This is a genomic window from Streptomyces sp. NPDC005266, from assembly GCF_040607655.1.
Classification (GTDB): domain Bacteria; phylum Actinomycetota; class Actinomycetes; order Streptomycetales; family Streptomycetaceae; genus Streptomyces.
In genome coordinates this window covers 1-23,692 of sequence record NZ_JBEXHC010000037.1, presented here as the reverse complement: position 1 = coordinate 23,692, position 23,692 = coordinate 1, and the positions used below count along the sequence as shown (strand labels likewise).

28 protein-coding genes are annotated in these 23,692 nt (G+C 70.2%); 11 read left to right on the top strand and 17 right to left on the bottom strand.

Annotated elements, in window-relative coordinates; genetic code table 11:
- Positions 1–304: 304 nt before the first annotated feature.
- The gene (locus tag ABZU99_RS34225; RefSeq protein ID WP_356050366.1) at positions 305–967 is read right to left on the bottom strand and encodes a DNA-3-methyladenine glycosylase; all 663 of its coding nucleotides are present in this window, start codon (positions 965–967) and stop codon (positions 305–307) included.
- 167 nt (positions 968–1,134) lie between these two features.
- Between ABZU99_RS34225 and ABZU99_RS34220 the strand changes: the two genes are divergently transcribed.
- Entirely contained in the window at positions 1,135–1,917 is a 783-nt protein-coding gene (locus tag ABZU99_RS34220) for a sporulation protein (RefSeq protein WP_355952411.1), read from the top strand.
- Positions 1,918–1,987: 70 nt separating this feature from the next.
- On the opposite strand, the gene ABZU99_RS34215 is transcribed toward ABZU99_RS34220, so the two are convergent.
- Entirely contained in the window at positions 1,988–2,335 is a 348-nt protein-coding gene (locus ABZU99_RS34215) for a barstar family protein (RefSeq protein ID WP_355952408.1), read from the bottom strand.
- 88 nt (positions 2,336–2,423) lie between these two features.
- On the opposite strand from ABZU99_RS34215, the gene ABZU99_RS34210 reads away from it, so the two are divergent.
- Positions 2,424–2,963: a YbhB/YbcL family Raf kinase inhibitor-like protein gene (locus tag ABZU99_RS34210; RefSeq protein ID WP_356050365.1), complete on the top strand. Its 540-nt coding sequence runs from the start codon at positions 2,424–2,426 to the stop codon at positions 2,961–2,963.
- 126 nt (positions 2,964–3,089) lie between these two features.
- Entirely contained in the window at positions 3,090–3,593 is a 504-nt protein-coding gene (locus tag ABZU99_RS34205; RefSeq protein WP_355952402.1) for an HNH endonuclease, read from the top strand.
- Between the two features lie 22 nt (positions 3,594–3,615).
- Here the strand turns inward: ABZU99_RS34205 and ABZU99_RS34200 are convergent, their stop codons facing one another.
- The 3 genes from ABZU99_RS34200 to ABZU99_RS34190 form a co-directional block, all read right to left on the bottom strand.
- Complete coding sequence (locus ABZU99_RS34200) at positions 3,616–4,572, bottom strand: SPFH domain-containing protein (RefSeq protein WP_355952399.1); 957 nt, start codon at positions 4,570–4,572, stop codon at positions 3,616–3,618.
- 138 nt (positions 4,573–4,710) lie between these two features.
- Positions 4,711–5,136 (bottom strand): NfeD family protein, encoded by a 426-nt coding sequence (locus ABZU99_RS34195; RefSeq protein ID WP_355952396.1) that lies wholly within the window; start codon positions 5,134–5,136, stop codon positions 4,711–4,713.
- Positions 5,137–5,218: 82 nt separating this feature from the next.
- Complete coding sequence (locus tag ABZU99_RS34190) at positions 5,219–6,010, bottom strand: ABC transporter ATP-binding protein (RefSeq protein ID WP_355952393.1); 792 nt, start codon at positions 6,008–6,010, stop codon at positions 5,219–5,221.
- A 110-nt stretch (positions 6,011–6,120) separates the two neighbouring features.
- On the opposite strand from ABZU99_RS34190, the gene ABZU99_RS34185 reads away from it, so the two are divergent.
- The gene (locus ABZU99_RS34185; protein WP_356050364.1) at positions 6,121–6,924 is read left to right on the top strand and encodes a hypothetical protein; all 804 of its coding nucleotides are present in this window, start codon (positions 6,121–6,123) and stop codon (positions 6,922–6,924) included.
- Between the two features lie 90 nt (positions 6,925–7,014).
- Here ABZU99_RS34185 and ABZU99_RS34180 read toward each other — a convergent pair whose 3' ends face one another.
- The 3 genes from ABZU99_RS34180 to ABZU99_RS34170 form a co-directional block, all read right to left on the bottom strand.
- Positions 7,015–7,248: a chaplin gene (locus ABZU99_RS34180; RefSeq protein WP_355952387.1), complete on the bottom strand. Its 234-nt coding sequence runs from the start codon at positions 7,246–7,248 to the stop codon at positions 7,015–7,017.
- Positions 7,249–7,383: 135 nt separating this feature from the next.
- Positions 7,384–8,031 (bottom strand): response regulator transcription factor, encoded by a 648-nt coding sequence (locus tag ABZU99_RS34175; RefSeq protein ID WP_355952385.1) that lies wholly within the window; start codon positions 8,029–8,031, stop codon positions 7,384–7,386.
- Positions 8,024–9,181 (bottom strand): GAF domain-containing sensor histidine kinase, encoded by a 1,158-nt coding sequence (locus ABZU99_RS34170; protein WP_356050363.1) that lies wholly within the window; start codon positions 9,179–9,181, stop codon positions 8,024–8,026. The genes ABZU99_RS34175 and ABZU99_RS34170 overlap by 8 nt, the downstream gene beginning before the upstream one ends.
- Positions 9,182–9,627: 446 nt before the next feature.
- Here ABZU99_RS34170 and ABZU99_RS34165 point away from each other — a divergent pair, with 446 nt between their 5' ends.
- On the top strand, positions 9,628–10,422 hold the full coding sequence (locus ABZU99_RS34165; protein ID WP_356050367.1) for a transglycosylase SLT domain-containing protein: 795 nt from the start codon (positions 9,628–9,630) through the stop codon (positions 10,420–10,422).
- A 94-nt stretch (positions 10,423–10,516) separates the two neighbouring features.
- On the opposite strand, the gene ABZU99_RS34160 is transcribed toward ABZU99_RS34165, so the two are convergent.
- Positions 10,517–13,156, bottom strand: a complete 2,640-nt coding sequence (locus ABZU99_RS34160; RefSeq protein WP_355952379.1) for an FHA domain-containing protein — start codon at positions 13,154–13,156, stop codon at positions 10,517–10,519.
- Positions 13,157–13,379: 223 nt separating this feature from the next.
- Between ABZU99_RS34160 and ABZU99_RS34155 the strand changes: the two genes are divergently transcribed.
- Both ABZU99_RS34155 and serB read left to right on the top strand, forming a co-directional pair.
- On the top strand, positions 13,380–14,798 hold the full coding sequence (locus ABZU99_RS34155) for a streptophobe family protein (protein WP_355952377.1): 1,419 nt from the start codon (positions 13,380–13,382) through the stop codon (positions 14,796–14,798).
- Between the two features lie 118 nt (positions 14,799–14,916).
- On the top strand, positions 14,917–16,146 hold the full coding sequence (serB, locus tag ABZU99_RS34150) for a phosphoserine phosphatase SerB (protein WP_355952376.1): 1,230 nt from the start codon (positions 14,917–14,919) through the stop codon (positions 16,144–16,146).
- A gap of 72 nt (positions 16,147–16,218) precedes the next feature.
- Here the strand turns inward: serB and ABZU99_RS34145 are convergent, their stop codons facing one another.
- From ABZU99_RS34145 to ABZU99_RS34130, 4 genes are all read right to left on the bottom strand, one after another.
- Positions 16,219–16,737 (bottom strand): histidine phosphatase family protein, encoded by a 519-nt coding sequence (locus tag ABZU99_RS34145; protein WP_355952373.1) that lies wholly within the window; start codon positions 16,735–16,737, stop codon positions 16,219–16,221.
- Between the two features lie 113 nt (positions 16,738–16,850).
- Positions 16,851–17,066, bottom strand: a complete 216-nt coding sequence (locus tag ABZU99_RS34140; RefSeq protein WP_355952371.1) for a hypothetical protein — start codon at positions 17,064–17,066, stop codon at positions 16,851–16,853.
- 155 nt (positions 17,067–17,221) lie between these two features.
- On the bottom strand, positions 17,222–17,338 hold the full coding sequence (locus ABZU99_RS34135) for an SGM_5486 family transporter-associated protein (RefSeq protein WP_355856502.1): 117 nt from the start codon (positions 17,336–17,338) through the stop codon (positions 17,222–17,224).
- A gap of 108 nt (positions 17,339–17,446) precedes the next feature.
- Positions 17,447–18,763 (bottom strand): MFS transporter, encoded by a 1,317-nt coding sequence (locus tag ABZU99_RS34130; RefSeq protein ID WP_356050362.1) that lies wholly within the window; start codon positions 18,761–18,763, stop codon positions 17,447–17,449.
- Between the two features lie 144 nt (positions 18,764–18,907).
- On the opposite strand from ABZU99_RS34130, the gene ABZU99_RS34125 reads away from it, so the two are divergent.
- On the top strand, positions 18,908–19,582 hold the full coding sequence (locus tag ABZU99_RS34125; RefSeq protein ID WP_356050361.1) for a FadR/GntR family transcriptional regulator: 675 nt from the start codon (positions 18,908–18,910) through the stop codon (positions 19,580–19,582).
- A gap of 58 nt (positions 19,583–19,640) precedes the next feature.
- Here ABZU99_RS34125 and ABZU99_RS34120 read toward each other — a convergent pair whose 3' ends face one another.
- From ABZU99_RS34120 to fabG, 3 genes are all read right to left on the bottom strand, one after another.
- Positions 19,641–19,964, bottom strand: a complete 324-nt coding sequence (locus ABZU99_RS34120) for a hypothetical protein (protein ID WP_355952364.1) — start codon at positions 19,962–19,964, stop codon at positions 19,641–19,643.
- A 148-nt stretch (positions 19,965–20,112) separates the two neighbouring features.
- Positions 20,113–20,883, bottom strand: coding sequence for an enoyl-ACP reductase FabI (gene fabI / locus ABZU99_RS34115; protein WP_355952361.1), 771 nt, complete (start codon positions 20,881–20,883; stop codon positions 20,113–20,115).
- Between the two features lie 5 nt (positions 20,884–20,888).
- Positions 20,889–21,593: a 3-oxoacyl-[acyl-carrier-protein] reductase gene (fabG, locus tag ABZU99_RS34110; RefSeq protein WP_355952359.1), complete on the bottom strand. Its 705-nt coding sequence runs from the start codon at positions 21,591–21,593 to the stop codon at positions 20,889–20,891.
- 582 nt (positions 21,594–22,175) lie between these two features.
- Between fabG and ABZU99_RS34105 the strand changes: the two genes are divergently transcribed.
- Together ABZU99_RS34105 and ABZU99_RS34100 are read left to right on the top strand one after the other, a co-directional pair.
- Positions 22,176–22,469 carry a hypothetical protein gene (locus tag ABZU99_RS34105; RefSeq protein WP_356050360.1) on the top strand — a complete coding sequence of 98 codons (294 nt, stop codon included), beginning with the start codon at positions 22,176–22,178 and terminating at the stop codon, positions 22,467–22,469.
- Positions 22,466–22,708 (top strand): hypothetical protein, encoded by a 243-nt coding sequence (locus ABZU99_RS34100; protein ID WP_356050359.1) that lies wholly within the window; start codon positions 22,466–22,468, stop codon positions 22,706–22,708. The genes ABZU99_RS34105 and ABZU99_RS34100 overlap by 4 nt, the downstream gene beginning before the upstream one ends.
- A 51-nt stretch (positions 22,709–22,759) precedes the next feature.
- Here the strand turns inward: ABZU99_RS34100 and ABZU99_RS34095 are convergent, their stop codons facing one another.
- The gene (locus ABZU99_RS34095) at positions 22,760–23,077 is read right to left on the bottom strand and encodes a hypothetical protein (RefSeq protein WP_356050358.1); all 318 of its coding nucleotides are present in this window, start codon (positions 23,075–23,077) and stop codon (positions 22,760–22,762) included.
- A 340-nt stretch (positions 23,078–23,417) separates the two neighbouring features.
- Here ABZU99_RS34095 and ABZU99_RS34090 point away from each other — a divergent pair.
- Positions 23,418–23,692: helix-turn-helix transcriptional regulator (locus ABZU99_RS34090; protein WP_356050357.1), on the top strand; the 275-nt coding region annotated here is incomplete at its 3' end.

Here is a 23,692-nt window from a genome sequence, read left to right as displayed (position 1 = left end):
TCGTGTTTCCAACCTTACCAGATCCGTTTTCCGTTCCGTTTCCGGTCCGAATTCCGTTTCCGGCCCCCTGTTGGAGCGGGGTCTTTCGCGCCTTCCGGCGTGTCCACTACTTTAGCGAATTTCCCGCCGAGTTCCTAATCGGAGCCCCGGGTCGTGATTTCGCGCAGCGAAATATGGCCCTGTTCGGGAGTCGTGAGTAGTGGTTGGCCGCCTGGGGCGGCTGCGACGCGACCGTGGGGTCCCTGCCGACAGCGCTGCCCGTCTCAAGCGGCTCGGGCTACGTTAGGCGTCTGTTCATCGGGAGTCAAGTTCCGACCTGACGACTCGTCGCATTCCGGCGCCGGGGGGTGTGGGGCCGGTAGGGGCTCACCGAGGGTTCGCCGTCGATCCAGAAGCGCCAGGGGTGGGTTGCGCCCTCGCCGCCAACGCCCGTGCGCGGACCGCTCAGCACCTGGTCGGGCCGGGCGGGGTGGCCGGTGAGTATGGAGAGCGGGGCTTCCGGGCCCGCGCAGACGTCGGTGCCGTCCAGCCGTCGGTCCACACTGAGGGCCGTGGCCAGCCGGGCCGGGCCCTTGGCCAGTTCCAGGTCGTTACGGGCCTTCGGCCGGCGCTGCTGGGCCCACTCATGTCCGTGCCGCACCTCACCCGCGCGCAGCAGTACCCCGCTGGGGTGGCCCTCCGGCCCGCAGACCAGGTTCAGGCAGTGCCACATGCCGTAGGTGAAGTAGACATACGCATGACCCGGGGGGCCGAACATCACGGCGTTGCGCTCCGTGCGGCCCCGGTAGGCGTGCGAGCCGGGGTCGGCCGGGCCGGCGTATGCCTCGACCTCGGTCAGGCGCAATTCGATCGGTCCGTCCGGGGTGCGGCGGACCAGGATGCGGCCGAGGAGGTCGGGCGCGACTTCGAGGACGGGGCGGTCGAAGAACGCGCGGTCCAGCTGTGTGCGGTCAGGTGCTGCTGTCACGCGGCCCGAGCGTAGTGGAACAGATATCGACCGGTGGTTGGAGTGGGACCGGTCCGCTGCGAGGGTATGAGCGGCGGAACCGCCCACGGCGGTTTTGCGTTTCTAGGTGGCAACAGTGATCACACGCGATCAAGTCAAGACGCAGTCGCGTCCTTGAGAGGGAGAACATGGGCTTCAAGAAGCTGCTCGCGAGTCTGGGTGCCGGTGGCGCTTCGGTTGAGACGGTGCTGACGGAGGAGAACGTCGTCCCCGGCGGCATTGTGCAGGGTGAGGTCCGGATCCAGGGCGGCTCGGTCGCACAGCAGATCGAGGGGCTCTCCGTCGGCCTGCAGGCGCGGGTCGAGGTGGAGGGCAACGACCAGGAGTACAAGCAGGACATCGAGTTCACCAAGCAGCGGCTGGGCAGTGCGTTCGAGGTGCAGCCGGGTGCCGTGCACGCGGTGCCGTTCGGCCTGGAGATCCCGTGGGAGACCCCGGTCACCATGTTCCTGGGGCGCCATCTGACCGGGATGAATGTGGGGGTGACCACGGAGCTGGCGATCGCGCGCGCGGTGGACTCTGGCGATCTGGACCCGGTCAATGTGCATCCGCTCCCCGCCCAGCAGGCGATTCTGGACGCCTTCGGCTCCCTCGGCTTCCGGTTCAAGAGCGCCGATCTGGAGCGCGGGCACATCCGCGGGACCCGGCAGCGGCTGCCCTTCTACCAGGAGATCGAGTTCCACGCGCCGCAGCAGTACCGCGGTCTCAACCAGGTGGAGCTGTCCTTCGTCGCGGATGACCGCGAGATGGATGTCGTCCTGGAGATGGACAAGAAGCCGGGTCTGTTCACCGAGGGCAGCGACACCTACCGCTCCTTCACCGTGAACCTGACGTCCTACCAGGACACCGACTGGGTCGCGTACTTGAACCAGTGGCTCGCCGAGGTCGGCGGCAAGCGCAACTGGTTCTGACGGTTCCGCGACAGCGCCGCAACCCGCGTGGGGCGGGTGCCGAGACCTTCGGCACCCGCCCCACGCGTCGTCATGCGTCGTCCTCGTCGTAGTGGACCGTCAGCGGCGTACCGCGCGCGGACCAGTACGCGACGGCGTCGGCCAGGATGTCCTCGACGATCGCGGCGTCGTCGGGCGCCGCCGCGCGGAACGCCTCCCAGCCGCGGATGTGCAGCAGATAGCCGCCGGACTCGCCCCACCAGGACAGATCGATCAGGCAGTCGGCGAGCGCGTCCCAGTTGTGGCCGAACCAGTCGGGCAGCTCCAGATCCCGGGCGCAGCGGTGAAGGAAGCCGGCCCGGTCCGACACTCCGTCGAGGTTGAGTGAGATGACGTGCCAGTCGGGGCCGGACGGGGTGGCGGGGTTCGGGCCGGTCATGGGCGCCATGGTGCCAGTCCGTCCGGCGCCGGTCTCGTTAGGCTGGCCGGGCAGCTGATCCACCGCGACCATGCAGGAGGTTTTCGACGTGTCCGAGCAGAACCGGCGCCCGCTGCCCCATGACTTCCATCCGCCGGTGCCGTCCTTCACGGTGGTGAGCGACGAAGTGGAGCCGGGTGCCACTCTGGGGCCCGCTCAGGTGAAGTCGGCGGGCAACACCTCGCCGCATCTGCGCTGGGAGGGCTTCCCCGATGAGACGAAGAGCTTCGCCGTCACCTGCTTCGACCCGGACGCGCCGACCGGCAGCGGGTTCTGGCACTGGGTGCTGTTCGACATTCCGGCGTCGGTCACCGAGCTGCCGGCCGGTGCGGGCAACGGCGACTTCGCGGGGCTTCCCAACGGCGCCGTGCACGTACGCAACGACTACGGCACCCGTGACTTCGGCGGGGCCGCTCCGCCGCCCGGGGACGGTCCGCACCGCTATGTGTTCACGGTGTACGCGGTGGACTCGGAGAAGCTGGGCCCGGACGCCGAGGTCTCGCCCGCGGTGGTCGGCTTCAATCTGCGCTTCCACACGCTGGGGCGCGCCCAGCTGATCGGCGAGTACGAGGTGCCCGCCGCAGGCTGAGTACGCCTGCCTGCCGGCGCTCACGCCGCGAAATTGCGTTGTCCCCGACCGTGCTCCCGGCCAGAGTTGATCCCGGCCCGCCCGCTTCCGGGGCGGGCCGGGACACGGGATGCGGGGGTGGTCGGGATGCGCGAGACGCTGGTTCTGAACGCGAGCTTCGAGCCGCTGGCGACGGTGACGCTGCGGCGAGCCGTGGTGCTGGTCCTCCAGGAGAAGGCCGTCGTCGAACACGCCCATCCCGGACTGCGGGTGCGGGCCGCCGATATCGATCTGCCGGTGCCCCGGGTGATCCGGCTCCGCCGTTACGTACGGGTGCCGTTCCGACAACGTGCGCCGTGGTCGCGGCGCGGGGTGCTGGTCCGGGACCAGCACCGGTGCGCGTACTGCGGACGCCGGGCGACGACCGTGGACCATGTGGTGCCACGGTCGCGCGGGGGCGGGGACACCTGGCTGAACACGGTCGCCTCGTGCGCCGAGGACAACCACCGCAAGGCGGACCGGACTCCGGAGCAGGCCGGGATGCGGCTGCTCAAGGCGCCGTTCGAGCCGACGCCTTCGGATGCGCTGCTGCTGGCGCTGGGGGCCGCGGAGCGGGACGCGCTGCCGGAGTGGCTGGCGCTGCCCGCCTGACGTACCGCCCCGCAGCTGTCGATCAGTCGATCCTGGGCTGCTCGCGGCGCGGGGCGGGCTCCTTGCCGGTGGCGGCCGGGGTGCCACCGCCGTTGCCACCCGTCATCGGGCCGAAGTTGCCGATGGCCCCGCCGAGGCCCTTGAGGGCGTCGCCGATCTCGCTGGGCACGATCCAGAGCTTGTTGGCGTCGCCCTCGGCGATCTTCGGCAGCATCTGCAGGTACTGGTACGAGAGCAGCTTCTGGTCCGGGTCTCCGGCGTGGATGGACTCGAAGACCGTACGGATCGCCTGGGCCTCACCCTCGGCTCGCAGCGCGGCGGCCTTGGCGTCACCCTCGGCCCTCAGGATGGAGGACTGCTTCTCACCTTCGGCGCGCAGGATCTCGGACTGCCGGACGCCCTCGGCCTGGAGGATCGCGGCGCGCTTGTCACGGTCGGCGCGCATCTGCTTCTCCATCGAGTCCTGGATGGAGGTCGGCGGCTCGATGGCCTTGAGCTCGACGCGGTTGACGCGGATGCCCCACTTGCCGGTGGCCTCGTCGAGGACGCCGCGCAGCGCCGCGTTGATCTCCTCGCGGGAGGTCAGGGTGCGCTCGAGGTCCATGCCACCGATGATGTTCCGCAGCGTGGTGACGGTGAGCTGCTCGATCGCCTGGATGTAGCTGGCGACTTCATAGGTGGCGGCGCGGGCGTCGGTCACCTGGTAGTAGATGACGGTGTCGATGTTCACGACCAGGTTGTCCTGGGTGATCACCGGCTGCGGCGGGAAGGGTACGACCTGCTCGCGGAGGTCGACTCGGTTGCGGATCGAGTCGATGAACGGGACGACGATGTTGAGGCCCGCGTTGAGGGTGCGCGTATAGCGTCCGAAGCGCTCGACGATGGCGGCACTGGCCTGGGGGATGACCTGAATCGTCTTGATGAGTGCGATGAAGACGAGCACCACCAGGATGATCAGGACGATGATGATCGGTTCCACAGCGGCTCCCCGTGCCCTTCATGCGGCGATTCTGGATGGTCGGGATGATCAGGTCTGGCGGTTCCCGAGGGTGGAGTCTGTCAGACGCGCGGTCGAGTCCGCAGCTCAACCGGGCCTGCTCAGCTCCTGGTACGACGTCTACATGACGACGGCTGTCGCACCGTCAATTTCCACCACGTCGACCTGCTGCCCCGCCTCGTAGACCTGGTCCGGGTCGAGCGAGCGGGCCGACCAGACCTCGCCGGCGAGCTTGATCCGGCCCCCGCCGCCGTGGTCGACGCGCTCGAGCACGACCGCCTGGCGGCCTTTCAGGGCGTCGACGCCGCTGCGATGTCCGGGCTGCTGACGGCGGCTGCGGACCGCCATCGGCCGGACCACGGCGACCAGGGCGACCGAGACCGCGCAGAAGACGACGACCTGGAGCACGACGCCGCCGCCGAGCGCGTCGGTGATGGCACCGGCGACCGCGCCGACCGCGACCATGCCGAATTCGGGCATCGCGGTCAGCACCAGCGGGATGCCCAGTCCTACGGCGGCGATGAGCCACCACACCCACGGATCCACACGTTCATGGTAGTTGTCCCCGGTCCCCGGGGACAGAGCACAGATCAATTGCCGGTGGCACGACCGGCGCAGGGGGCGGACGTCAGCTCAGCGGCAGGCCCTGGGCGGTCCAGCGGTCGCCGTTGCGCTCGACGATCAGCGGGAGCCCGAAGCAGCGGGAGAGGTTACGGGAGGTCAGCTCGGTCTCGACGGGGCCCGCGGTGAGCACCTTGCCCTGGCGGATCATCAGCACGTGGGTGAAGCCCGGGGGGATTTCCTCGACATGATGTGTCACCATGATCATCGAGGGCGCGTACGGGTCACGGGCGAGCCGTCCGAGGCGGCGTACGAGGTCCTCCCGGCCGCCGAGGTCGAGTCCGGCCGCGGGCTCGTCGAGCAGCAGCAGTTCGGGGTCGGTCATCATCGCCCGGGCGATCAGGGTGCGCTTGCGCTCGCCCTCGGAGAGGGTGCCGAACTTGCGGTGGAGATACTCGGTCATGCCGAGACGGTCGAGGAAGGCGCGGGCGCGGTTCTCGTCGACCGAGTCGTAGTTCTCCTGCCAGTGCGCGGTCATGCCGTACGCGGCGGTGAGGACCGTCTCCAGGACGGTCTGGGCGCGCGGCAGCTTCTCGGCCATGGCGATGCCGGCCATGCCGATGCGCGGGCGCAGTTCGAAGACGTCGACGGAGCCGAGCCGCTCGCCGAGGACGGTGGCCGTTCCGGTGCTCGGGAAGAGATAGCTGGAGGCGAGGTTGAGGAGGGTGGTCTTGCCGGCGCCGTTGGGGCCCAGGATCACCCAGCGCTCCCCCTCCTTGATCGACCAGGAGACCTCGTCCACCAGAGCCCGACCGTCGCGGACCACGGATACGTCCACCAGCTCCAGAACCTCGCTCATGAGCGCGTTGTCTCCCATTGCAGTCTCGAGTGTCGCGTGCGCCGGTGGGCGCAGCCCCCAGAGGAAAACCTACGCCACGCGTTGTCGGCGGCAGTCCTTAGGCTGGTGGCATGCTCGATGAACCACGTTCAGGGCGCCTCACAGCATGGGGAAATGCCCTAATTGCCGGACTTGTCTCACCGGATGAGGCCGCGCTGCGTATCGCGGGCGAGGACGCCTCGCACCGGGTGGCCGGGCTTCCGGGGGAGTCCGGGCCGGTCGGTCTCACGCTGGCGCTCGGGCGGCTGCGGGCGCTCGGGGCCAAGGGGCTGCGGGTGGCGCTGCCGATAGCGGGGCATCCGCTGGGGCTGAGCGGCCCCCCGGAGTTCAACGCGCAGGCGCTGGAGGCGGGCGAGGCGGTGATCGGGACGGGGGTCGCGCTCGGCCTGGTGCCCGAGGTGTGTGCGGTGGGGCCGGAGGGCGATCAGCACATCGAGGTGGTCTGGCACTGCCTGGCGGTCCGGGAGGCGCCGCCGGCCGATGTGCCGTCGCTGAGCGAGGCGGAGCGGGAGCTGGCCGAGGCGTTGCGGGAGGCCACCGAGGTGCTCTCCCGGCTGAATGTGGCGGGGGCGGGCCCGGTCGCGCAGGCCGCGCTGGAGGCGTACCGGGCGCGGGCCGAGCGGGGGCGGGAGGTGCTCGCGCCGGGCTATCCGCCACGGGCCCTCCGGGTGCTGGAGCTGGCGCAGCGGGTGGGTGCGCTGATCGGCATCGCGTATGCGGCGGGCGGGGACGGCCAGGAGCACGGCGGGGCGGTGAGCGCCTCGGAGATGGCGGCGCGGGCCGAGGCGCTGCGGCCGGTGGAGCGCACCTCGCGGCGGGCTCAGGTGGCGGCGTACAACGCCTACGTGGAGGAGTGGGAGCGGGGCGGGTCCTGAGCGCCGCGGAGTGTCATGGGGCCGGCCCCGGAGGCGATGCCTCCGGGGCCGGCCGGTGAGAGGAATCACGCATCCGCCCGAGGGGGACGGTCAGCCGCAGGGGGTGCCGAGGGCGGGGTTCATGAACCCGATGACGGTAATGGTGTTGTTGCAGACGTTCACCGGCACATGGATCGGCGCCTGGACGTTGTTGCCCGACACGATCCCGGGGGACATCATGGCGCCACCGACGGCCCCGGACTCGGCCGAGGCAACTCCGGCACCGGCGACGGTGAGACCGCCGGCCGCGATCGTGATGGCCGCGAGCTTCTTGATGTTCTTCACGTTGTCAAACCCCTTCATAACCCGTCGCCGCGGCGGTCCCGCCGCGGTACGCCGTGAAGAACGGCCAGCCCCGGGCTGGGTTGCGCTGTTCGAGTGACCGGCACACGTTGGTGTGATTTCCAGCAGAAAGGCTGGTCATTCCCCGATGCCGTGCCGTACCGCCCAGAGCGCGGCCTGGGTGCGGTCGGCGAGGTCCAGTTTCATGAGGATGTTGGAGACATGGGTCTTCACGGTCTTCTCGGACAGCACGAGCGCGCGGGCGATCTCCCGGTTGGAGCGGCCGTCCGCGATCAGTGCGAGCACCTCGCGCTCCCGCTCGGTGAGGGAGCCGCCGCGCCCCTGGCCGCCACCGGGCTCCTCCTGGGAGAGCAGCGCGAGGGCCACCTCGGGCTGCAGCAGCACATGGCCGGCGTGGACGGACCGGATGGCGGCCGCGAGGGCATCGGGGTCCACGTCCTTGTAGACATAGCCGGCGGCGCCCGCGCGCAGGGCCGGGACGACGGTGCGCTTCTCGGTGAAGCTGGTGACGACCAGCACCCGGGCGGGGTTGTCGAGGTCGCGCAGCTTCCGCAGCGCCTCGATGCCGTCGACGCCGGGCATCTTCACATCCATGAGGACGACGTCGGGGCGCAGCTCCTCGGCTCGGGCGATGCCCTCCTCGCCGTCCTGTGCCTCGCCAACCACATCTATGTCGTCCTGCACCTCGAGGAAGGTGCGCAGTCCGCGCAGTACCACCTGGTGGTCGTCGACGAGCAGCACCCGGATGCGGTCCGGCTCAGCCACCGGGCACCTCCATCTCGATCACGGTGCCCTTTCCGGGCGCAGACTCCACGCTCAGGCCGCCGCCGACGCCACTCGCCCGGTCGCGCATCGACACCAGCCCGAGGTGGCGTCCGGCGCGGCGTACGGCCAAGGGGTCGAATCCCCTGCCGTCGTCGGCCACGCGGAGCCGGGCGCCCTGGCCATGCCGGCCGAGGGTGACGTCGACCTGTGCCGCGTCGGCGTGGCGCAGCGCGTTGTGCAGCGCCTCCTGGGCCACTCGCAGCAGCGCCTCCTCCTGGGCCGCGGGCAGCGCCCGGACGCCGTGGGAGGCGAAGGTGACGCGGGCGGAGTGAGCGCGGTCGAGGACCTGCACCTGGGTGCGCAGGGTCGCCACGAGGCCGTCCTCGTCGAGGGCGGCCGGGCGCAGCTCCACGACGGCGGAGCGCAGCTCGTCGGCCGCCTCGGCGGCGAGGACCGCTATCTGGTGCAGCTCGTCCTTGGCGCGGACCGGGTCGCGGTCCACGAGGGCCGCGGCGGCCTGGGCGGTCAGCCGCAGCGAGAAGAGCTTCTGGGAGACCGCGTCGTGCAGCTCATGGGCGAGCCTGGCCCGCTCCCCCGCGATGGTGAGCTCGCGGCTTCGCTCGTAGAGCCGTGCGTTGGTGAGGGCGATGGCGGCGTGCTGCGCCAGGATGGACAGCAGCTCCTCGTCCTCGGCGGTGAAGCCGCAGCCGCCGTCCGGCTTGGGGCATCGCTTATTGGCGAGGAAAAGGGCGCCGAGGACGTCATCGCCGTCGGCGATAGGGAGTCCAATAAAATCGGACATTTCAGGATGAGCCGTCGGCCAGCCCTCGAAACGCGGATCCTGGCGCACATCGGCCAGTCGCTGCGGAGTGGCGTCCTTGAGCATCGCGGCGAGGATTCCGTGCTGGCGGGGCAGCGGCCCGATGGCCTTCCACTGCTCCTCGCTCACCCCGTCTACTACGAACTGGGCAAAACCCCCGTGGTCATCCGGGACCCCCAGTGCCGCGTACTCGGCGTCGAGCAACTCCCGGGCGGACACAACGATCGTCTTTAGGACATCCCGGACTTCCAGGTGCCTGCTCATGGCGAGAAGGGCGCCGCTCACCCAGGCCAGCCCCGCCCCGGCCCCACCACCCGGTCCTTTGGTCATGCGCTCACCGTACCGGCGGGCCACCGGGGGCCATATCGGCCGATAGAAGGCCATGCATAAAGGCCAGAGACCTAGGCCGAACGGTCCGGACGAGGCAACCGAAGAGGCTGCGCCGGCGCCGGAAAATTGACCACTCAGCGCATTTGCGTGAGCACATTAAGCAATTCCCAAGGTTTTGCAATGTGAGCCCGGACACAGGGCGCACATCGCTTACGAACGAGCTTAGTGGATATCTCAACCCGGTATGAGCGGGGGTTACGACCACTCGCACAGGTCACCGCGGCCTCCTTATCCACTAAGCAGCATCGTATGTCACACCTTTGCGACAACTTTTTGCGGCAGCTAAGAATTTCCCAGTCGCACGGCGCCGTAGATCCAGAGGAGACGGCGTGCCTGCCGCCGATTTGGCCTGCGACTCAAAGCGATTGGAAGAGGTCTACTCCGCCATGCCCCTCCCCAGCATCCCCGGCTACAACCGTCTGACCAAGACGCATAAGTACTCCGTCGCCGGCATCGCCGCCGCCGGTGCCGCCGCCCTCGCCTTCGCCGTCGTCCCCGGCGGCAATGCCGACGCGAAGACCACGGCCCAGGAGCTGCCGAGCAAGCCGGTCTCCCAGCAGGTCGAGAACAAGACCCAGGACGAGGGCCTGGCCAAGCCGTCCGCCCTCGCCAGCAAGCAGGCGAAGGACGAGGCCGCGAAGAAGAAGGCCGAGGAGGAGGCCGCCAAGAAGGCCGCCGAAGCGAAGGCCGCCAAGGAGCGCGAGGTCAAGCAGGCCGCGAGCCGCTCCACCACCCGCATCGAGCAGGTCGCCGACGCCAAGCCTGCCGCCCCCGCGAAGCCTGCCGCCCCCGCGAAGCCGGCCGCCCCGGCCAAGCCGGCCGCCCCGGCCAAGCCTGCCGCTCCGGCCAAGAAGACCTACCCGGACAACCTTGACGGCTGGATCCGTGAGTCCCTGGACATCATGAAGGAAAAGGGCATCCCCGGCTCCTACGAGGGCATCCACCGGAACATCATCCGTGAGTCCGGCGGCGACCCGAAGGCCATCAACAACTGGGACATCAACGCCCAGAACGGTGTGCCCTCCAAGGGCCTGCTCCAGGTGATCGCCCCGACCTTCCAGGCGTACCACGTCGAGGGCACCTCCTGGGACCCGTACGACCCGGTCGCGAACATCACCGCGGCCTGCAACTACGCGGCCGACCGCTACGGCTCGATGGACAACGTCAACGGCCCGTACTGAGCCGGACGCCTGAACACCAGGCCCGAATGCCGAAGGGCGGCGGCCCCCCTGTGTGCGAGGGGTACCGCCGCCCTTCAGCTGTTCCGGACCGCCGCTACTTGCGCATGACCTCCGGCTCATGGCGGCGCAGCAGCCGTGCGACCACGAAGCCGCAGGCGATGCCGAGGATGATCAGCACGGCCATGTCGATGCCCCACTGGGACGCGGTGTGTTCCCACAGCGGGTCGGTGTCCAAGGGCTTCTTGCTGTCCCACGGCGCCATCATGTGGCCGGCTCCGGGACCGAGGTCCAGCGTGGTCCCGGCGGCGGCGATCGCCCAGCGGGACGGCATCAGCCAGGCGAACTGCTCGACGCCCGGCGAATCGAAGATCTTGAACAGCACACCGGTGAAGACGACCTGGACGATCGCGAACATGACCAGCAGCGGCATGGTCTTCTCGGCGGTCTTCACCAGCGAGGAGATGACCAGTCCGATCATCATCGAGGTGAAGCCGATCGCGATGACGGCCAGGCAGATCTCGGCGGCCGGCGGCATCAGCAGGGCTTCTTCGGGCAGCTTGCGCGTCGAGAGGCCGATGGCGCAGATGATGACGCCCTGCAGAGCGGTGATCACGCCGAGGACGATCACCTTGGACATCAGATACGCGGAGCGGGACAGGCCGACGGCCCGTTCCCGTTCGTAGATCACCCGTTCCTTGATCAGTTCTCGTACGGAGTTGGCCGCGCCCGTGAAGCACATGCCGACCATCAGGATCAGCAGTACCGTCCCCGCGGCCTGGTTGAACGAGCCCTTCGGCGCCATCTGGAGGCCGAACTTCGCGGGGATGACGACGCTCACCGCACCGAGCACGGCGGGCAGGATCACCATCAGCCCCATGAAGCCCTTGTCGGAGCCGATCACCGACAGATAGCGGCGCATCAGCGTCCACAGCTGGGATCCCCAGCTCTGCGGCTTCTGCATCCGCGCCGGCGGAGCCTGGACATGGACGGACTGCGGGGCGACGGAGTCGAGGTCCGCGGCATACATCTGGTAGTGCTGCGAACCGCGCCAGCGACCCGCCCAGTCGTAGTCGCGGTAGTTCTCGAACGCCGAGAAGACATCGGCCCAGGTGTCGTAGCCGAAGAAGTTGAGCGCCTCGTCCGGCGGGCCGAAGTAGGCCACCGAGCCGCCCGGCGCCATGACCAGCAGCTTGTCGCACAGCGCCAGCTCGGCGACCGAGTGGGTGACCACCAGAACGGTACGGCCGTCGTCGGCGAGGCCGCGCAGCAGCTGCATGACATCACGGTCCATGCCCGGGTCGAGCCCTGAGGTCGGCTCGTCCAGGAAGATCAGCGACGGCTTGGTGAGCAGCTCCAGTGCGACCGAGACGCGCTTGCGCTGACCGCCGGAGAGGGCGGTGACCCTCTTGTCCCGGTGGATGTCGAGCTTGAGCTCGCGCAGCACCTCGTCGATCCGGGCCTCGCGCTCTGCCTCCGCGGTGTCACCGGGGAAGCGGAGCTTGGCGGCGTACCGCAGGGCCTTCTGGACGGTCAGCTCCTTGTGCAGGATGTCGTCCTGCGGGACCAGACCGATGCGCTGGCGCAGCTCGGCGAACTGCTTGTAGAGGTTTCGGTTGTCGTAGAGGACATCGCCCTGGTTGGCCGGGCGGTAGCCGGTGAGCGCCTTCAGCAAGGTGGACTTACCGGAGCCGGACGGGCCGATGACCGCGACGAGGGACTTCTCGGGGACACCGAAGGAGACGTCCTTGAGGATCTGCTTGCCGCCGTCGACCGTCACCGTCAGATGGCGGGCCGAGAAGGAGACCTCACCGGTGTCGACGAACTCCTCGAGGCGGTCGCCGACGAGCCGGAAGGTGGAGTGGCCGACGCCGACGATGTCGGCCGGGCCGATGATCTGCTGCCGGACCGGCTGACCGTTGACATAGGTGCCGTTGTGGCTGCCGAGGTCGCGTATCTCGAAGCGGCCGTCGGGCAGCGCCCGGAACTCCGCGTGGTGGCGGGAGACCTGAAGGTCGGAGACGACCAGCTCGTTCTCCAGCGCACGGCCGATCCGCATCACCCGGCCGACGGCCACCTGGTGGAAGGTGGTCGGGCTGCGGTCGCCCTGGGCGGGCGCGGGGCCGGCACCGGGGGCATTCTGCGCGAGGTTCTCCCCCGGGGTCTGCGTAGGCGCCGGGTGCTGCGGGGCCTGCTGCGGGGCCGCCTGCTGCTGCGGGATGAATGGCTGCTGCTGTTGCGGGGCCTGCGGCTGGTGCGGCTGGGCCTGCGGCGGCTGATGCGGCTGGGCCTGCGGCGGCTGATGCTGCCAGCCCTGGGGCTGCTGCTGGCCCTGCTGCGGCCAGCCGGCGCCGGGCTGCTGCTGCGCCGGAGGCTGCTGTGCCTGCTGGGGCGTGCCCATCGCCGGCTGCTGGCTGTAGGCGGCTCCCGCCCCCGCCCCGGACAGGCTCAGCCGGGGGCCGTCCGTCGCGTTCCCCAGATGGACGGCCGCACCAGGGCCGATTTCCATCTGCTGGACGCGCTGCCCCTGCACATAGGTGCCGTTGGTGGAACCATGATCCTCAATGATCCAACTGCGCCCCGCCCAGCGCACCGTGGCGTGCCGCCAGGAGACCCTGGCGTCATCCAGGACCATGTCACCCTGCGGGTCCCGGCCAAGGCTGTACGACCTGGAAGGATCAAGTGTCCAGGTCCGTCCGTTCAATTCCAGTACGAGTTCCGGCACTCCATGCCCCACTAGTTGTCCCCCGAGCTACCCCCTGCACAGGGAGTCTAGGGATGGCGAACATCGTGAGGAACTATTTCAGGCTCAGTCCCTTAACCGAAAGTCGGGTTTTGACAAGACCACATCACGGACACCGCCCAGTCATCCGAAAGGCCCTCGGAAAGTGGTAAGCGCTGACGGATAGTGCGGAACATGGTTTATCCGGGCAACTCGCTTCGATCGAGGGATCGGCGGCATGGGCACCAGCGGCGACGGGCGAGTGCCCTGGAGTCATGCGCTGCTCACCGCCGTCGCCGCGGTGAGCTGGTCCTTTGTGGCCATGGCGGGCATCGCCGCGCTCGGGCTGCATCTGATCGGCGCCGACGGGGCCGGTGCGCTCGGCCCGATGACCGCCGCCGCGGTGGTGCTCGCGGTGGGCGGCTCCGTCACTCCGTCAGGAGCTCTCGAGACGTTCGGGCTGACTGGCGCCGAGGCCCATGCCGCCATCGATATCACGCCACTTGGGGTGAGCCTGGTCGGTGCACTGCTGCTCGGATGGGTGTTCGCACGGTCGCTGCGGGCGTCCGGAGCGGTGGTCGGCTGGGCCGAACTCGCGGCGCGCGCGGGCGCGGTGGCCGTCCTCTTTCTGCTGCTGCTCGCCGGGCTCGCCTGGGTGGGCAACGATACGGTCACGATCGACGGCGCCACGCTCGGCCTCCTCGAGCCCCGCGGTGAGGGCGGGCTGCTGAACCGGCTCCCGGATCAGCTCGGCGATATCGCGGACATCGGCGGCGGGCTGCTGCCGGACCGGCTGGCCGAGCTCGCCGATGCCAAGGCGTCCGTGGGATTCACCGTCGTGGCGGGCCGCTCGCTGGTGGCCGGCGCGGTCTGGGTCGTCGCCGTCCTGCTGCTCGCCATGCTCGCCTCGCGCCGTACGCCGCTGCCGCCCGGCGGGGAGGCGCTGCACCGCACCGTCCGGCCGTCCGTCTCGGCGCTGTGCGGGGTGCTGGTGCTCGCGGTCGGTGCCGGGCTGGTGGCGGCGGTGTACGCGGCGGCCGGCGACGACCATCCGGGGCTGGTGCTCGGCGCGGCGCTGCTCGGCGCGCCGAACGGGGTGTGGATGGGCACGGCGCTCGGACTGTTCGTGCCGTGGCACGGGGCCGCGAGTGGCGCGCTGGTCCGGGTGCTGCCCGATCCCGTCGACGAGCTGCTCTCCGGACCGGCCGGCACGGCGGTCACGGTCGGGCGGCTGGCCGAACTCGACAGCCGGGTATGGCTGCTGGTGGTCGCGAGCGTGCTGATGATGCTCGCCGCCGGGATGCTCACCGCGGTCCGTACGCCCGTGGGGGCCGGCCGGCCACTCGGCCGCGCGGGGCGGTGCGCGCTGCGGCTCGGGGTCGTGACCGCGCTCGCGCTGCCGCTGCTGGTGTGGCTGACCCGGGTGTCGGCGGGCGCGAGCCTGTCGGTCCTCGGCTTCGACGCCTTCGGCGCCGGGCTCGATCTGCACGGCAGCGTGGCCTGGGCGGCGGCGCTGGGCACGGTGTGGGGAGCGGCGGCGGGCGCCGTGGGGGCGCTGACGGCGTGGGCCACGGGGACCGCGGGCCGACGGGCCGCGCCCCTGGCCCACCGGGACGGCCCCGCCCCTGGCCCACGGGGACCGGGGGCGAGGCGGTGAGGGTGGTCGTCACGATGACGCGACGGCGAACCGGAAATGAACGTTCCGCTTCATCGCGCCGTCCACGGAGCGGGCTGCCGCGCGCGCCGCGCGGGCGTCCGGATACGGTGGGAGGACCATGAGCACCTCGCAGATCCCTCCTGCCACCGTCCTGGACGACGATGTACCCACTCTCCTTGTCAAGATCTTCGGCAAGGACCGCCCCGGTATCACCGCCGGGCTCTGCGACACCCTCGCCGCCTACGGCGTGGACATAGTCGACATAGAGCAAGTCGTCACCCGCGGCCGCATCGTGCTGTGCGTGCTGGTGACGGCCCCCAGGGCCGACGGCGTCGAGGGCGACCTGAGGGCCACCGTGCACAGCTGGGCAGAATCGATGCGGCTCCAGGCCGAGATCATCTCCGGCCATGGCGACAACCGGCCGCGCGGTACGGGCCGGTCCCATGTCACCGTGCTGGGCAATCCGCTGACCGCCGAGGCGGCGGCCGCCATCGCGTCGCGGATCACGGGCACCGGCGGCAATATCGACCGGATCTTCCGGCTCGCGAAGTACCCGGTGACGGCCGTGGAATTCGAGGTGTCGGGCGCCGCGACGGAGCCGCTGCGCACCGCGCTCGCCACCGAGGCCGCCGATATCGGCGTCGATGTGGCCGTGGTGGCGTCGGGGTTGCAGCGCCGATCGCAGCGGCTGGTGGTCATGGATGTGGACTCCACCCTGATCCAGGACGAGGTGATCGAGCTCTTCGCCGCACATGCGGGGTGTGAGGCCGAGGTCGCCGAGGTCACGGCCCGGGCGATGCGCGGTGAGCTGGACTTCGAGCAGTCGCTGCACGCGCGGGTCGCGCTGCTGGCGGGGATCGACGAGTCCGTGGTGGACAAGGTGCGCGCCGAAGTACGGCTCACGCCCGGCGCCCGTACGCTGATCCGCACCCTGAAGCGGCTGGGCTACCAGGTGGGCGTGGTCTCAGGCGGCTTCACCCAGGTCACCGACGACCTCCAGGAGCGGCTCGGGCTGGACTTCGCCTCCGCCAACACCCTGGAGATCGTCGACGGCAAGCTGACCGGGCGCGTGGTCGGCGAGGTGGTGGACCGGGCGGGCAAGGCGCGGCTGCTGCGGCGCTTCGCGGCCGAGGCGGGGGTGCCGCTGATGCAGACCGTCGCGATCGGCGACGGTGCGAACGACCTGGACATGCTGAACGCGGCCGGGCTCGGGGTCGCCTTCAACGCCAAGCCGGTGGTGCGGGAGGCGGCTCACACCGCGGTGAACGTGCCCTTCCTCGACACGGTGCTGTATCTGCTGGGCGTGACCCGCGAAGAGGTCGAAGCGGCGGACGCCCACGAGGACTGACCCGCACGGGCCCGGGTGCACCGGCCCGCGCGCCCGGGCCACGGCCACGGGGCGGGGGCCGGTGCGCCGGGATCACTCGTGGGGCGCCCAGAAGTCGGTGAGGCGTCCGACCCCGTGCTCGACCGACTTCCAGGAGCCGCTGAAGGTCACGACGGCGAATCCGGCGGTCGGGAAGCCGCCGCGGTTCATCCGCTCGCGGGTGCCCTCCTCGGCCTCGCCCGCGAGGGCGTCGGCGAGGGCGTGCACCCCGGGGTTGTGGCCGACGAGCAGCAGATCGGTGATGTCGTCCGAGGTCTCGTTCAGCACCGCGAGCAGCTCGCCGAGCGAGGCGTTGTACAGCCGCTCCTCGTAGACGGTCTTCGGCCGGTGCGGCAGCTCGTGCACCACGAGCTTCCAGGTCTCGCGGGTGCGCACGGACGTGGAGCAGAGGGTGAGTTCGGGGGTGAGACCGGCATCCGCGAGCCGGCGCCCGGCGAGCGGGGCCTCCTTGCGGCCGCGCTCCGCGAGCGGGCGCTCATGGTCTGGCACCTGAGGCCAGTCGGCCTTGGCGTGTCGAAGGAGGACAATCCTGCGGGGCACATCGACGCTCATGCGTCCCAGCTTCGCATGAATCAGTGGGCGAGGCGCAGGGTGTGGAACGACCTTGCCAAAGGTGCGCACCCCGACGTGTGGCGCACAGGGCCGCAGGTCACCGCCGCGACGGGTCAGGGCGCCGCGTGGCCGAGGGCCTGACGCACCAGCCCCAGGAAGTGCGGGAGCGCCCCGGAGTCGCTCGCGGCATGGGCCTCGGTGGGCCCGGCAAGCAGGAGCAGCAGCGCCGCGAAGGCGATGGCCGGCAGCGCGATGGCCCACCACGGCAGCCTGATCTCCATGCTGGTGTCCGCCGCGTGGGCGGGCCGGGTGTGGGGAGCGGCGGGCATGGGAATCGCCTCCGGGGTCGCCGTATGTCGGATGTTTCGACCCTACGGAGCGGGCAGGGGCGCTCCCATCCGGTGACCCACCCAGTTCCCCCTGAGCCTGGCCCCCTAGGGGACGGTGGTGCCAGCCCCACCCCCGCGGTCATCGGCCCTGGTCGTCAGGGCGAGGCGAGGGTGGCGATCACGGCGATCACCGCGGTGATGCCGATCATCACGCCGAAGATGATGAGCAGCTTCTTCTGGCCGTTCGGGGGGTTCTCATCAAGCACGGGCATGGCACCAGTGTCCCACCCCCCGACGGCTCCCCCGCCCCGGGGCGGGGGTGTCGGCACGGGTCGGATCCGGGCTGTCCACCCGGGTCGGATCCGGGCTGTCCGCCCGGGTCACATCTCGTTCTCGACGGTGCGGTCGCGCCCGGCCAGGACGCCCGCCACGATCTGCGGCACCATGAGCCCGGCCATCAGCGCGAGCGGCGCGCCCCAGCCGCCGCTGTGCTCGTAGAGGATGCCGACCAGGAGCGGGCCCGGTATGGACAGCAGATAGCCGGTGCTCTGCGCGAAGGCGGACAGCCGCACCACGCCCGCGCCGGTCCTCGCCCGCATGCCGATCATCGTGAGGGCAAGTGGAAAGGCGCAGTTGGCGACGCCGAGGAGCAGGGCCCAGGCCCAGGAGCCGGCGGCCGGGGCCAGCCACAACCCGGCGTAGCCGGTGAGCCCGCAGACGCCGAGGATCACCGCCAGCACGCCCTGGTTGCGCAGCCTGGCGGCGACCCGGGGCAGGACGAAGGCCAGCGGCACGCCCATAGCCATCGTGATCGCGAGCAGCACACCGGCGGTGGAGGCGGAGACCCCCGCGTCGCGGAAGATCTGCGGCATCCAGCCCATGGTGATGTACGCGGCGGTGGCCTGGAGGCCGAAGAAGACGGCCATGGCCCAGGCGGTGGGAGAGCGGGTGATCCGGGTCGCCCGGCCGCCGGGCCCGGTCTCCGGGGTGGGCTCGGCCGTATCGGCGGGGGCGGCCGTACCGGCGGGGGCGGGAACGGTCGGCTCCGGGCGGTTCGCACGGCCCCGGGCGAGGAACAGCCACGGCAGCGCGGCGACGGCGGCGAGCAGCGCCCACACCCCGAGTCCGGCCCGCCAGCTGCCGCCCAGCGCGGCGGTGACCGGCACGGTGGCCGCGGCGGCGGACGCGGTGCCCAGTGCCAGGCCCATCGAGTACAGGCCGGTCATCGAGCCCACCCGGTCGGGGAACCAGCGCTTGACGATCACCGGCATCAGGACGTTGCTCACCGCGATCCCGGCCAGCGCGAGCGCGCTGGCGGTCAGGAAGGCCACGGTGCCGCCGGTCAGGGGGCGCAGGGCCAGGCCCGCCGCGATGGCGGTGAGACCGGCGCAGACGACGGCGCCGAGCCCCCAGCGGCGGGCCAGCCGGGGCGCGGCGAACCCGAAGAGCGAGAAGCAGGCGGCGGGCATCGAGGTGAGCAGCCCGGCGACGGTGCCGCTCATGCCGAGGTCCTCGCGGACCTCCTCCAGCAGCGGGCCGAGGCTCGTGACGGCGGGGCGCAGGTTGAGCGCGGCGAGCAGCAGGCCGGCCGCCATCAGACGGCCGCGCCATGACGAGGCGGTGGTGCGGCGCGCTTCGGGTTCCCGGGTCGAGGGGGCCGCGGCGTCAAGCTTCGCGAGCTCGTCGTGTGATGGCATGGCGACCATCATAGAATGATGGGATGAATGCTTTGTTCAAGCGTTCGTATCCGCCCGATGACAGGCGGACGGCATCATGGAAGCCCCCGTTTCCCCGGCCCGGTCTTCCCGGCCCGGTTTTCCCGGCCCAGGCACAGGAGAGTCATGCCGCTGACCTCACCCCAGCGATCCGCCCTCGCCGACCAGGTGATCGCCCAGCTGCGAGCCCAGATCACCTCGGGCGAGTGGCCGGTGGGCTCACGGATTCCGACCGAGCCCGAGTTGGTCGAGCAGCTGGGAGTGGCGCGCAACACCGTGCGCGAGGCGGTGCGCGCGCTCGCGCACAACGGCCTGCTGGACATCCGGCAGGGCTCGGGCACCTATGTGCGGGCCACCAGCGAGCTGGCCGGGGTGATGCACCGCCGCTTCGCCGACGCCGACCCGCGCCACGTGGCCGAGCTGCGCAGCGCCCTGGAGACGAAGGCGGCCCAGCTCGCCGCGGAGCGCCGTACCGAACAGGACCTCAAGCAGCTCGACGCCCAGCTCGACCGGCGCGAACGGGCCTGGGAGTCCGGCGACCGGGAGGCCTTCGTCGAGGCGGACGCCACGCTGCACATGGCGGTCGTCGCCGCCTCCCACAACGAGGTGCTGGCGGAGCTGTACGCGGATCTGGGCGGGGTCGTACGGGACTTCCTGCGCGCGGACGTCTCCGGTGAGATGCGGCCCGAGACCCATGTGGACCACGCCCGGCTGGTGGAGGCGATCCGGGAGGGCGACGGGGAGCGGGCCGCGGCCGAGGCGAGCACCCACCCCTTCGGCTGCCGCTTCGCCGACCGCTGATACTGCTGATACTCGGGTACGTCCGCTGATACTCGGGTACGTCCGCACGGGCGCACGCTCAGCGGTGGCTCACCCAGGCCTTGCGTATTTCCTTCCAGCACCGCTCGGCGAGCTGGACATGCTGCGCGGGACCGACCTCGACCGGGCGGACGTCCATGTCCGGGTCCCACCAGTGTGCGCATTCGACATGCAGCTGCACCCGGTCGGCGCGAGGGTAAGGATTGAAGCAGCTGGCGGTCGCGTGCGAGCCGCTCACCCGGGTGCTGCAGGCCGCCTCGCGGTCCCGGGGGCGCTCCTGAGCGGCGGAGTGGGAGGCGGCGATGACGGGGCTGACCATGGCGACGATCAGTACTGCGGCCGCGACGCACCGGGTCGTACGCATGGCGGGACCTCCTCGGCCGTTGCTGTCGCTCCGCGAGTCGGTTCGTCGTACGTACTCCACACTGCGTGCCGCGCCACCCGTGCGCCCGTCCTGTTGACCCGAACGGGCTCATCAGGATGGGCGCACCTCACGCCTTACGGGTGTGGGCTCAGGCGCCCATCATGTGCACGCCGCCGTCGACATGCACGATCTCGCCGGTGGTGCGCGGGAACCAGTCGGACAGCAGGGCGACGACGCCACGGCCGGCCGGCTCCGGGTCGGTCAGGTCCCAGCCGATCGGGGCGCGGTGGTTCCACACGTCCGCCAGCTCCTCGAAGCCCGGGATGGACTTGGCGGCCATGGACTTGATCGGCCCGGCCGACACCAGGTTGCAGCGCACGTTCTTCTCGCCGAGGTCACGGGCGAGGTAGCGGTTGGTCGACTCCAGCGCGGCCTTGGCGACACCCATCCAGTCGTACTTCGGCCAGGCGAACTGCGCATCGAAGGTCAGCCCGACGATCGAGCCGCCCCGCGGCATGACCGGCAGACAGGCCATGGTGAGCGCCTTGAGGGAGTACGCCGAGACATGCACGGCCGTGGCGACGTCCTCCCAGCTGCCCTCCAGGAAGTTGAACGCGCCCTGCGGGCCGAAGGCGATGGAGTGCACGACACCGTCGAGGTCGACCCCCTCCCCCAGGTGCTCGCGCACCTTGTCGGCCAGCCCGTCCAGCTGCTCCTGGTTCTGCACGTCCAGCTCGATCACCGGCGCGGGCTTGGGCAGCCGCTTGGCGATCCGCTCGACCAGGGAAACCCGGCCGAAGCCGGTGAGGATGACCTCGGCGCCCTCTTCCTGGGCGAGCCTGGCGGCGTGGAAGGCGATGGACGACTCGGTGATGACGCCCGTGACCAGGATGCGCTTACCGGCGAGAATTCCACTCATGACGTTCAGTGACCCATGCCCAATCCGCCGTCGACAGGGATGACGGCTCCAGTGATGTACGCGGCCTCGTCGGAGGCCAGGAAGCGGACCGAGGCGGCGATCTCCTCGGGCTGCGCGTAACGCGCGAGCGGTACCTGCTTCACGATGTTCTCGCGCTGCTCGTCGCTGAGCGCGCGCGTCATGTCCGTGTCCACGAATCCGGGCGCGACCACATTGACGGTGATGTTGCGCGAACCCAGCTCCCGGGCGAGGGACCGGGCGAAGCCCACCAGGCCCGCCTTGGACGCGGCATAGTTCGCCTGACCGGCGGAACCCATGAGCCCGACGACGGACGAGATCAGCACCACACGCCCCTTACGGGCCCGCAGCATCCCCCGATTGGCCCGCTTGACCATGCGGAACGTACCGGTGAGGTTGGTGTCGAGGACGGTCGCGAAGTCCTCCTCCGACATCCGCATCAGCAGCTGGTCACGGGTGACCCCGGCGTTGGCCACCAGAACCTCGACCGTGCCGTGCTTCTCCTCGATCTCCTTGTACGCCTGCTCCACCTGCTCGGGCTCGGTGATGTCGCACTTCACCGCGAGGAAGCCGGCCGGCGGCTCACCGGACCGGTAGGTGATGGCGACCTTGTCGCCTGCGTCGGCGAAGGCACGGGCGATGGCGAGGCCGATGCCGCGGTTGCCTCCGGTGACGAGAACCGAGCGGCTCAAGGGACCACCTTCTCTAGTTGATGCGTGCTGGACGTCACGGTGTGTGCCGACCCCTACCTAGGCAAACTATCGGCCCAAGGGTCCCGGAGAGGAATCGAGCCCGCACAGGGACGTCTCGGACACGCTGTCGGGTTCCTACAGAATCCCGCCGACCGGGCGGAGCCGGCAGAATCCCGCTGACCGGGTGGAGCCGGCGCGCCGCTGGAGCCCGCCGGAGAAATCACATCGCACCGACACTGTCCGTGCCGTCGCCCTCCACGTGCCGCATCGCTCGAATGGATGACCGCACCCGCGTTCGCGGTCGGTAGGCTGACCACTCGGATCAGAATCCGGCCCCTGGACCAAGCCGCCGACCGCAGCCGCTCGGACGTTCACGCCCCGTGCGTCCCGCCTGCGCGGGGCGCACACCATGCCGATGATGCCCATCGCAATCGGACCACCCCCGCCTGCGCGGGGAACACTAGCGCTGTCGACCCGATTAGTCGGATCTCTTCGCCCGGCCGCCCGCCCGCCCTGCCGGGCGCTACCCTCAGAGTCGCACTGGTTATGGGATTCGTGATTTCGGGGGTCGAGGTCGAGGCTATGAGCAGCGAGAACTGGACGATCGACAGCATCGCCCACGCACTTCCGCACCCCGAGCTGCGGGCCGCGTTCATGCAGGAGACGTCATTCACCGACGTCACCAAGCTCCCCGGAATCCTCGCTAAGTGGGTCGACTTCATCGAGCGCTTCGAGGCGGAACGGCCACGAGTCGAGGCAGTACGGGACTACTATCGCGAGCACGGACAGCTACCGGCCGAGTACGAAACCGAGTCGGCCGACGGTGCAGCCCTATACCAGCAGTGGAAGGGCCAGCAGCAACAAGGAGCGGCGTGACCTGGCACGTACACATCACCGAGCACGTTTACGACATGCTCGTCGGCCTCACGCCAGACACCCGCAGTGCCGTCTTCTCGCTCTTCCGCCGCCTCGAAGACGACCCCTACGCGATTGCGCAGCCGGTCGGCATACCCGACGGCGTCAACTACGAGGCCGCCTTCCCGCAAGGGATCATCACTCTGATCATCAACCCGGAGAAAGAGCGCATCACACCCCTCACGATCACTGCTCTCTAATCCGAGCAGACACTGAAGCTCCCAGCCGCAACTGGGGGCTTTCTGTTGTGCCTACGTGATCAGACCCTTGTCCGGGGGGAACTGGCGCGGGCACCGCCTGCAGTACAGCAGTTGCAGCCAGGCCGCCCGGGCAGCCTCTCGGGCCGCCGACTCCCGCAAGAACCAGGCCACCGACCCGCCGGCCGCCAACAACAGCACGAGGCCGAGCAGGATCCCCGCGGCAGAGCCCATCGCGAAGCACAGCAGCGCCGCGGCACCCAGCACCAGCGGCACAACCCACCGGGCCTCATAGGGCGGCGGCTGCGCCAGCGACGCTTTCAGCTCCGCATCCTGCGACAGCGACCTCCAGAAGTCGGCCAGGTTCACCACCTGGCTGGACTTCTGGCACCCCGGGCACGCGTGAGCCATTCCCGATCCCCCCTCTGGTCAGAGCAGGGCAACAGGGTGACGGCAGCAGCGGGGCTGCGGGAGGGCGCGAACCGGCCAACATGACCGGAACCCGGCGCGATCGCCGGACCACCCCCGCCTGCGCGGGGAACACGCTGAGGTGCTCGAGCGCGCCTTCGTCTGACGCTTTGAAAGGCGCCCCCTCGTCTGGCCTGCGGGCCGGGCGACGCGACGGCCCCCACCGGAATGGGGGCCAGTCGACCGTACCCACCAGCTAGCCGGGGGTACCGTTCTGAGTGTCGAGGTCAGAACGGAGTTCAGCATGCCACAGAGCAATGAGGAACACACCGGCGCACGGATCGCTCGCACCCGCCGCGAGCGCGGCCTGACCCAGCAGGGTCTGGCGATGCGCGCCAACGTCTCGAAGTCCCTTCTTTCCAAGGTCGAATGCGGCCAAAGGCCTGCCTCGCCATCGCTCATCGCGGCCTGCGCACGCGCGCTTAGCCTCGATCCACCGACGTGGTTTCGAAGTGCTCTCTGGGCGGGTTCTGGGCTGTCGGCTGGGGTGCGGGCATGGGGTATCCACTGGTCTTCCCA

What these genes read in the sequence shown, in the direction of transcription:
- ABZU99_RS34220 (WP_355952411.1), top strand. Translation starts at nt 1,135, where the DNA reads ATGGGCTTCAAGAAGCTGCTCGCGAGTCTGGGTGCCGGTGGCGCTTCG.
- ABZU99_RS34215 (WP_355952408.1), bottom strand. Translation starts at nt 2,335, where the DNA reads ATGACCGGCCCGAACCCCGCCACCCCGTCCGGCCCCGACTGGCACGTC.
- ABZU99_RS34205 (WP_355952402.1), top strand. Translation starts at nt 3,090, where the DNA reads ATGCGCGAGACGCTGGTTCTGAACGCGAGCTTCGAGCCGCTGGCGACG.
- ABZU99_RS34190 (WP_355952393.1), bottom strand. Translation starts at nt 6,010, where the DNA reads ATGAGCGAGGTTCTGGAGCTGGTGGACGTATCCGTGGTCCGCGACGGT.
- ABZU99_RS34185 (WP_356050364.1), top strand. Translation starts at nt 6,121, where the DNA reads ATGCTCGATGAACCACGTTCAGGGCGCCTCACAGCATGGGGAAATGCC.
- ABZU99_RS34170 (WP_356050363.1), bottom strand. Translation starts at nt 9,181, where the DNA reads ATGACCAAAGGACCGGGTGGTGGGGCCGGGGCGGGGCTGGCCTGGGTG.
- ABZU99_RS34165 (WP_356050367.1), top strand. Translation starts at nt 9,628, where the DNA reads ATGCCCCTCCCCAGCATCCCCGGCTACAACCGTCTGACCAAGACGCAT.
- ABZU99_RS34155 (WP_355952377.1), top strand. Translation starts at nt 13,380, where the DNA reads ATGGGCACCAGCGGCGACGGGCGAGTGCCCTGGAGTCATGCGCTGCTC.
- serB (WP_355952376.1), top strand. Translation starts at nt 14,917, where the DNA reads ATGAGCACCTCGCAGATCCCTCCTGCCACCGTCCTGGACGACGATGTA.
- ABZU99_RS34145 (WP_355952373.1), bottom strand. Translation starts at nt 16,737, where the DNA reads ATGAGCGTCGATGTGCCCCGCAGGATTGTCCTCCTTCGACACGCCAAG.
- ABZU99_RS34140 (WP_355952371.1), bottom strand. Translation starts at nt 17,066, where the DNA reads ATGCCCGCCGCTCCCCACACCCGGCCCGCCCACGCGGCGGACACCAGC.
- ABZU99_RS34135 (WP_355856502.1), bottom strand. Translation starts at nt 17,338, where the DNA reads ATGCCCGTGCTTGATGAGAACCCCCCGAACGGCCAGAAGAAGCTGCTC.
- ABZU99_RS34130 (WP_356050362.1), bottom strand. Translation starts at nt 18,763, where the DNA reads ATGCCATCACACGACGAGCTCGCGAAGCTTGACGCCGCGGCCCCCTCG.
- ABZU99_RS34125 (WP_356050361.1), top strand. Translation starts at nt 18,908, where the DNA reads ATGCCGCTGACCTCACCCCAGCGATCCGCCCTCGCCGACCAGGTGATC.
- ABZU99_RS34120 (WP_355952364.1), bottom strand. Translation starts at nt 19,964, where the DNA reads ATGCGTACGACCCGGTGCGTCGCGGCCGCAGTACTGATCGTCGCCATG.
- fabI (WP_355952361.1), bottom strand. Translation starts at nt 20,883, where the DNA reads ATGAGTGGAATTCTCGCCGGTAAGCGCATCCTGGTCACGGGCGTCATC.
- ABZU99_RS34105 (WP_356050360.1), top strand. Translation starts at nt 22,176, where the DNA reads ATGAGCAGCGAGAACTGGACGATCGACAGCATCGCCCACGCACTTCCG.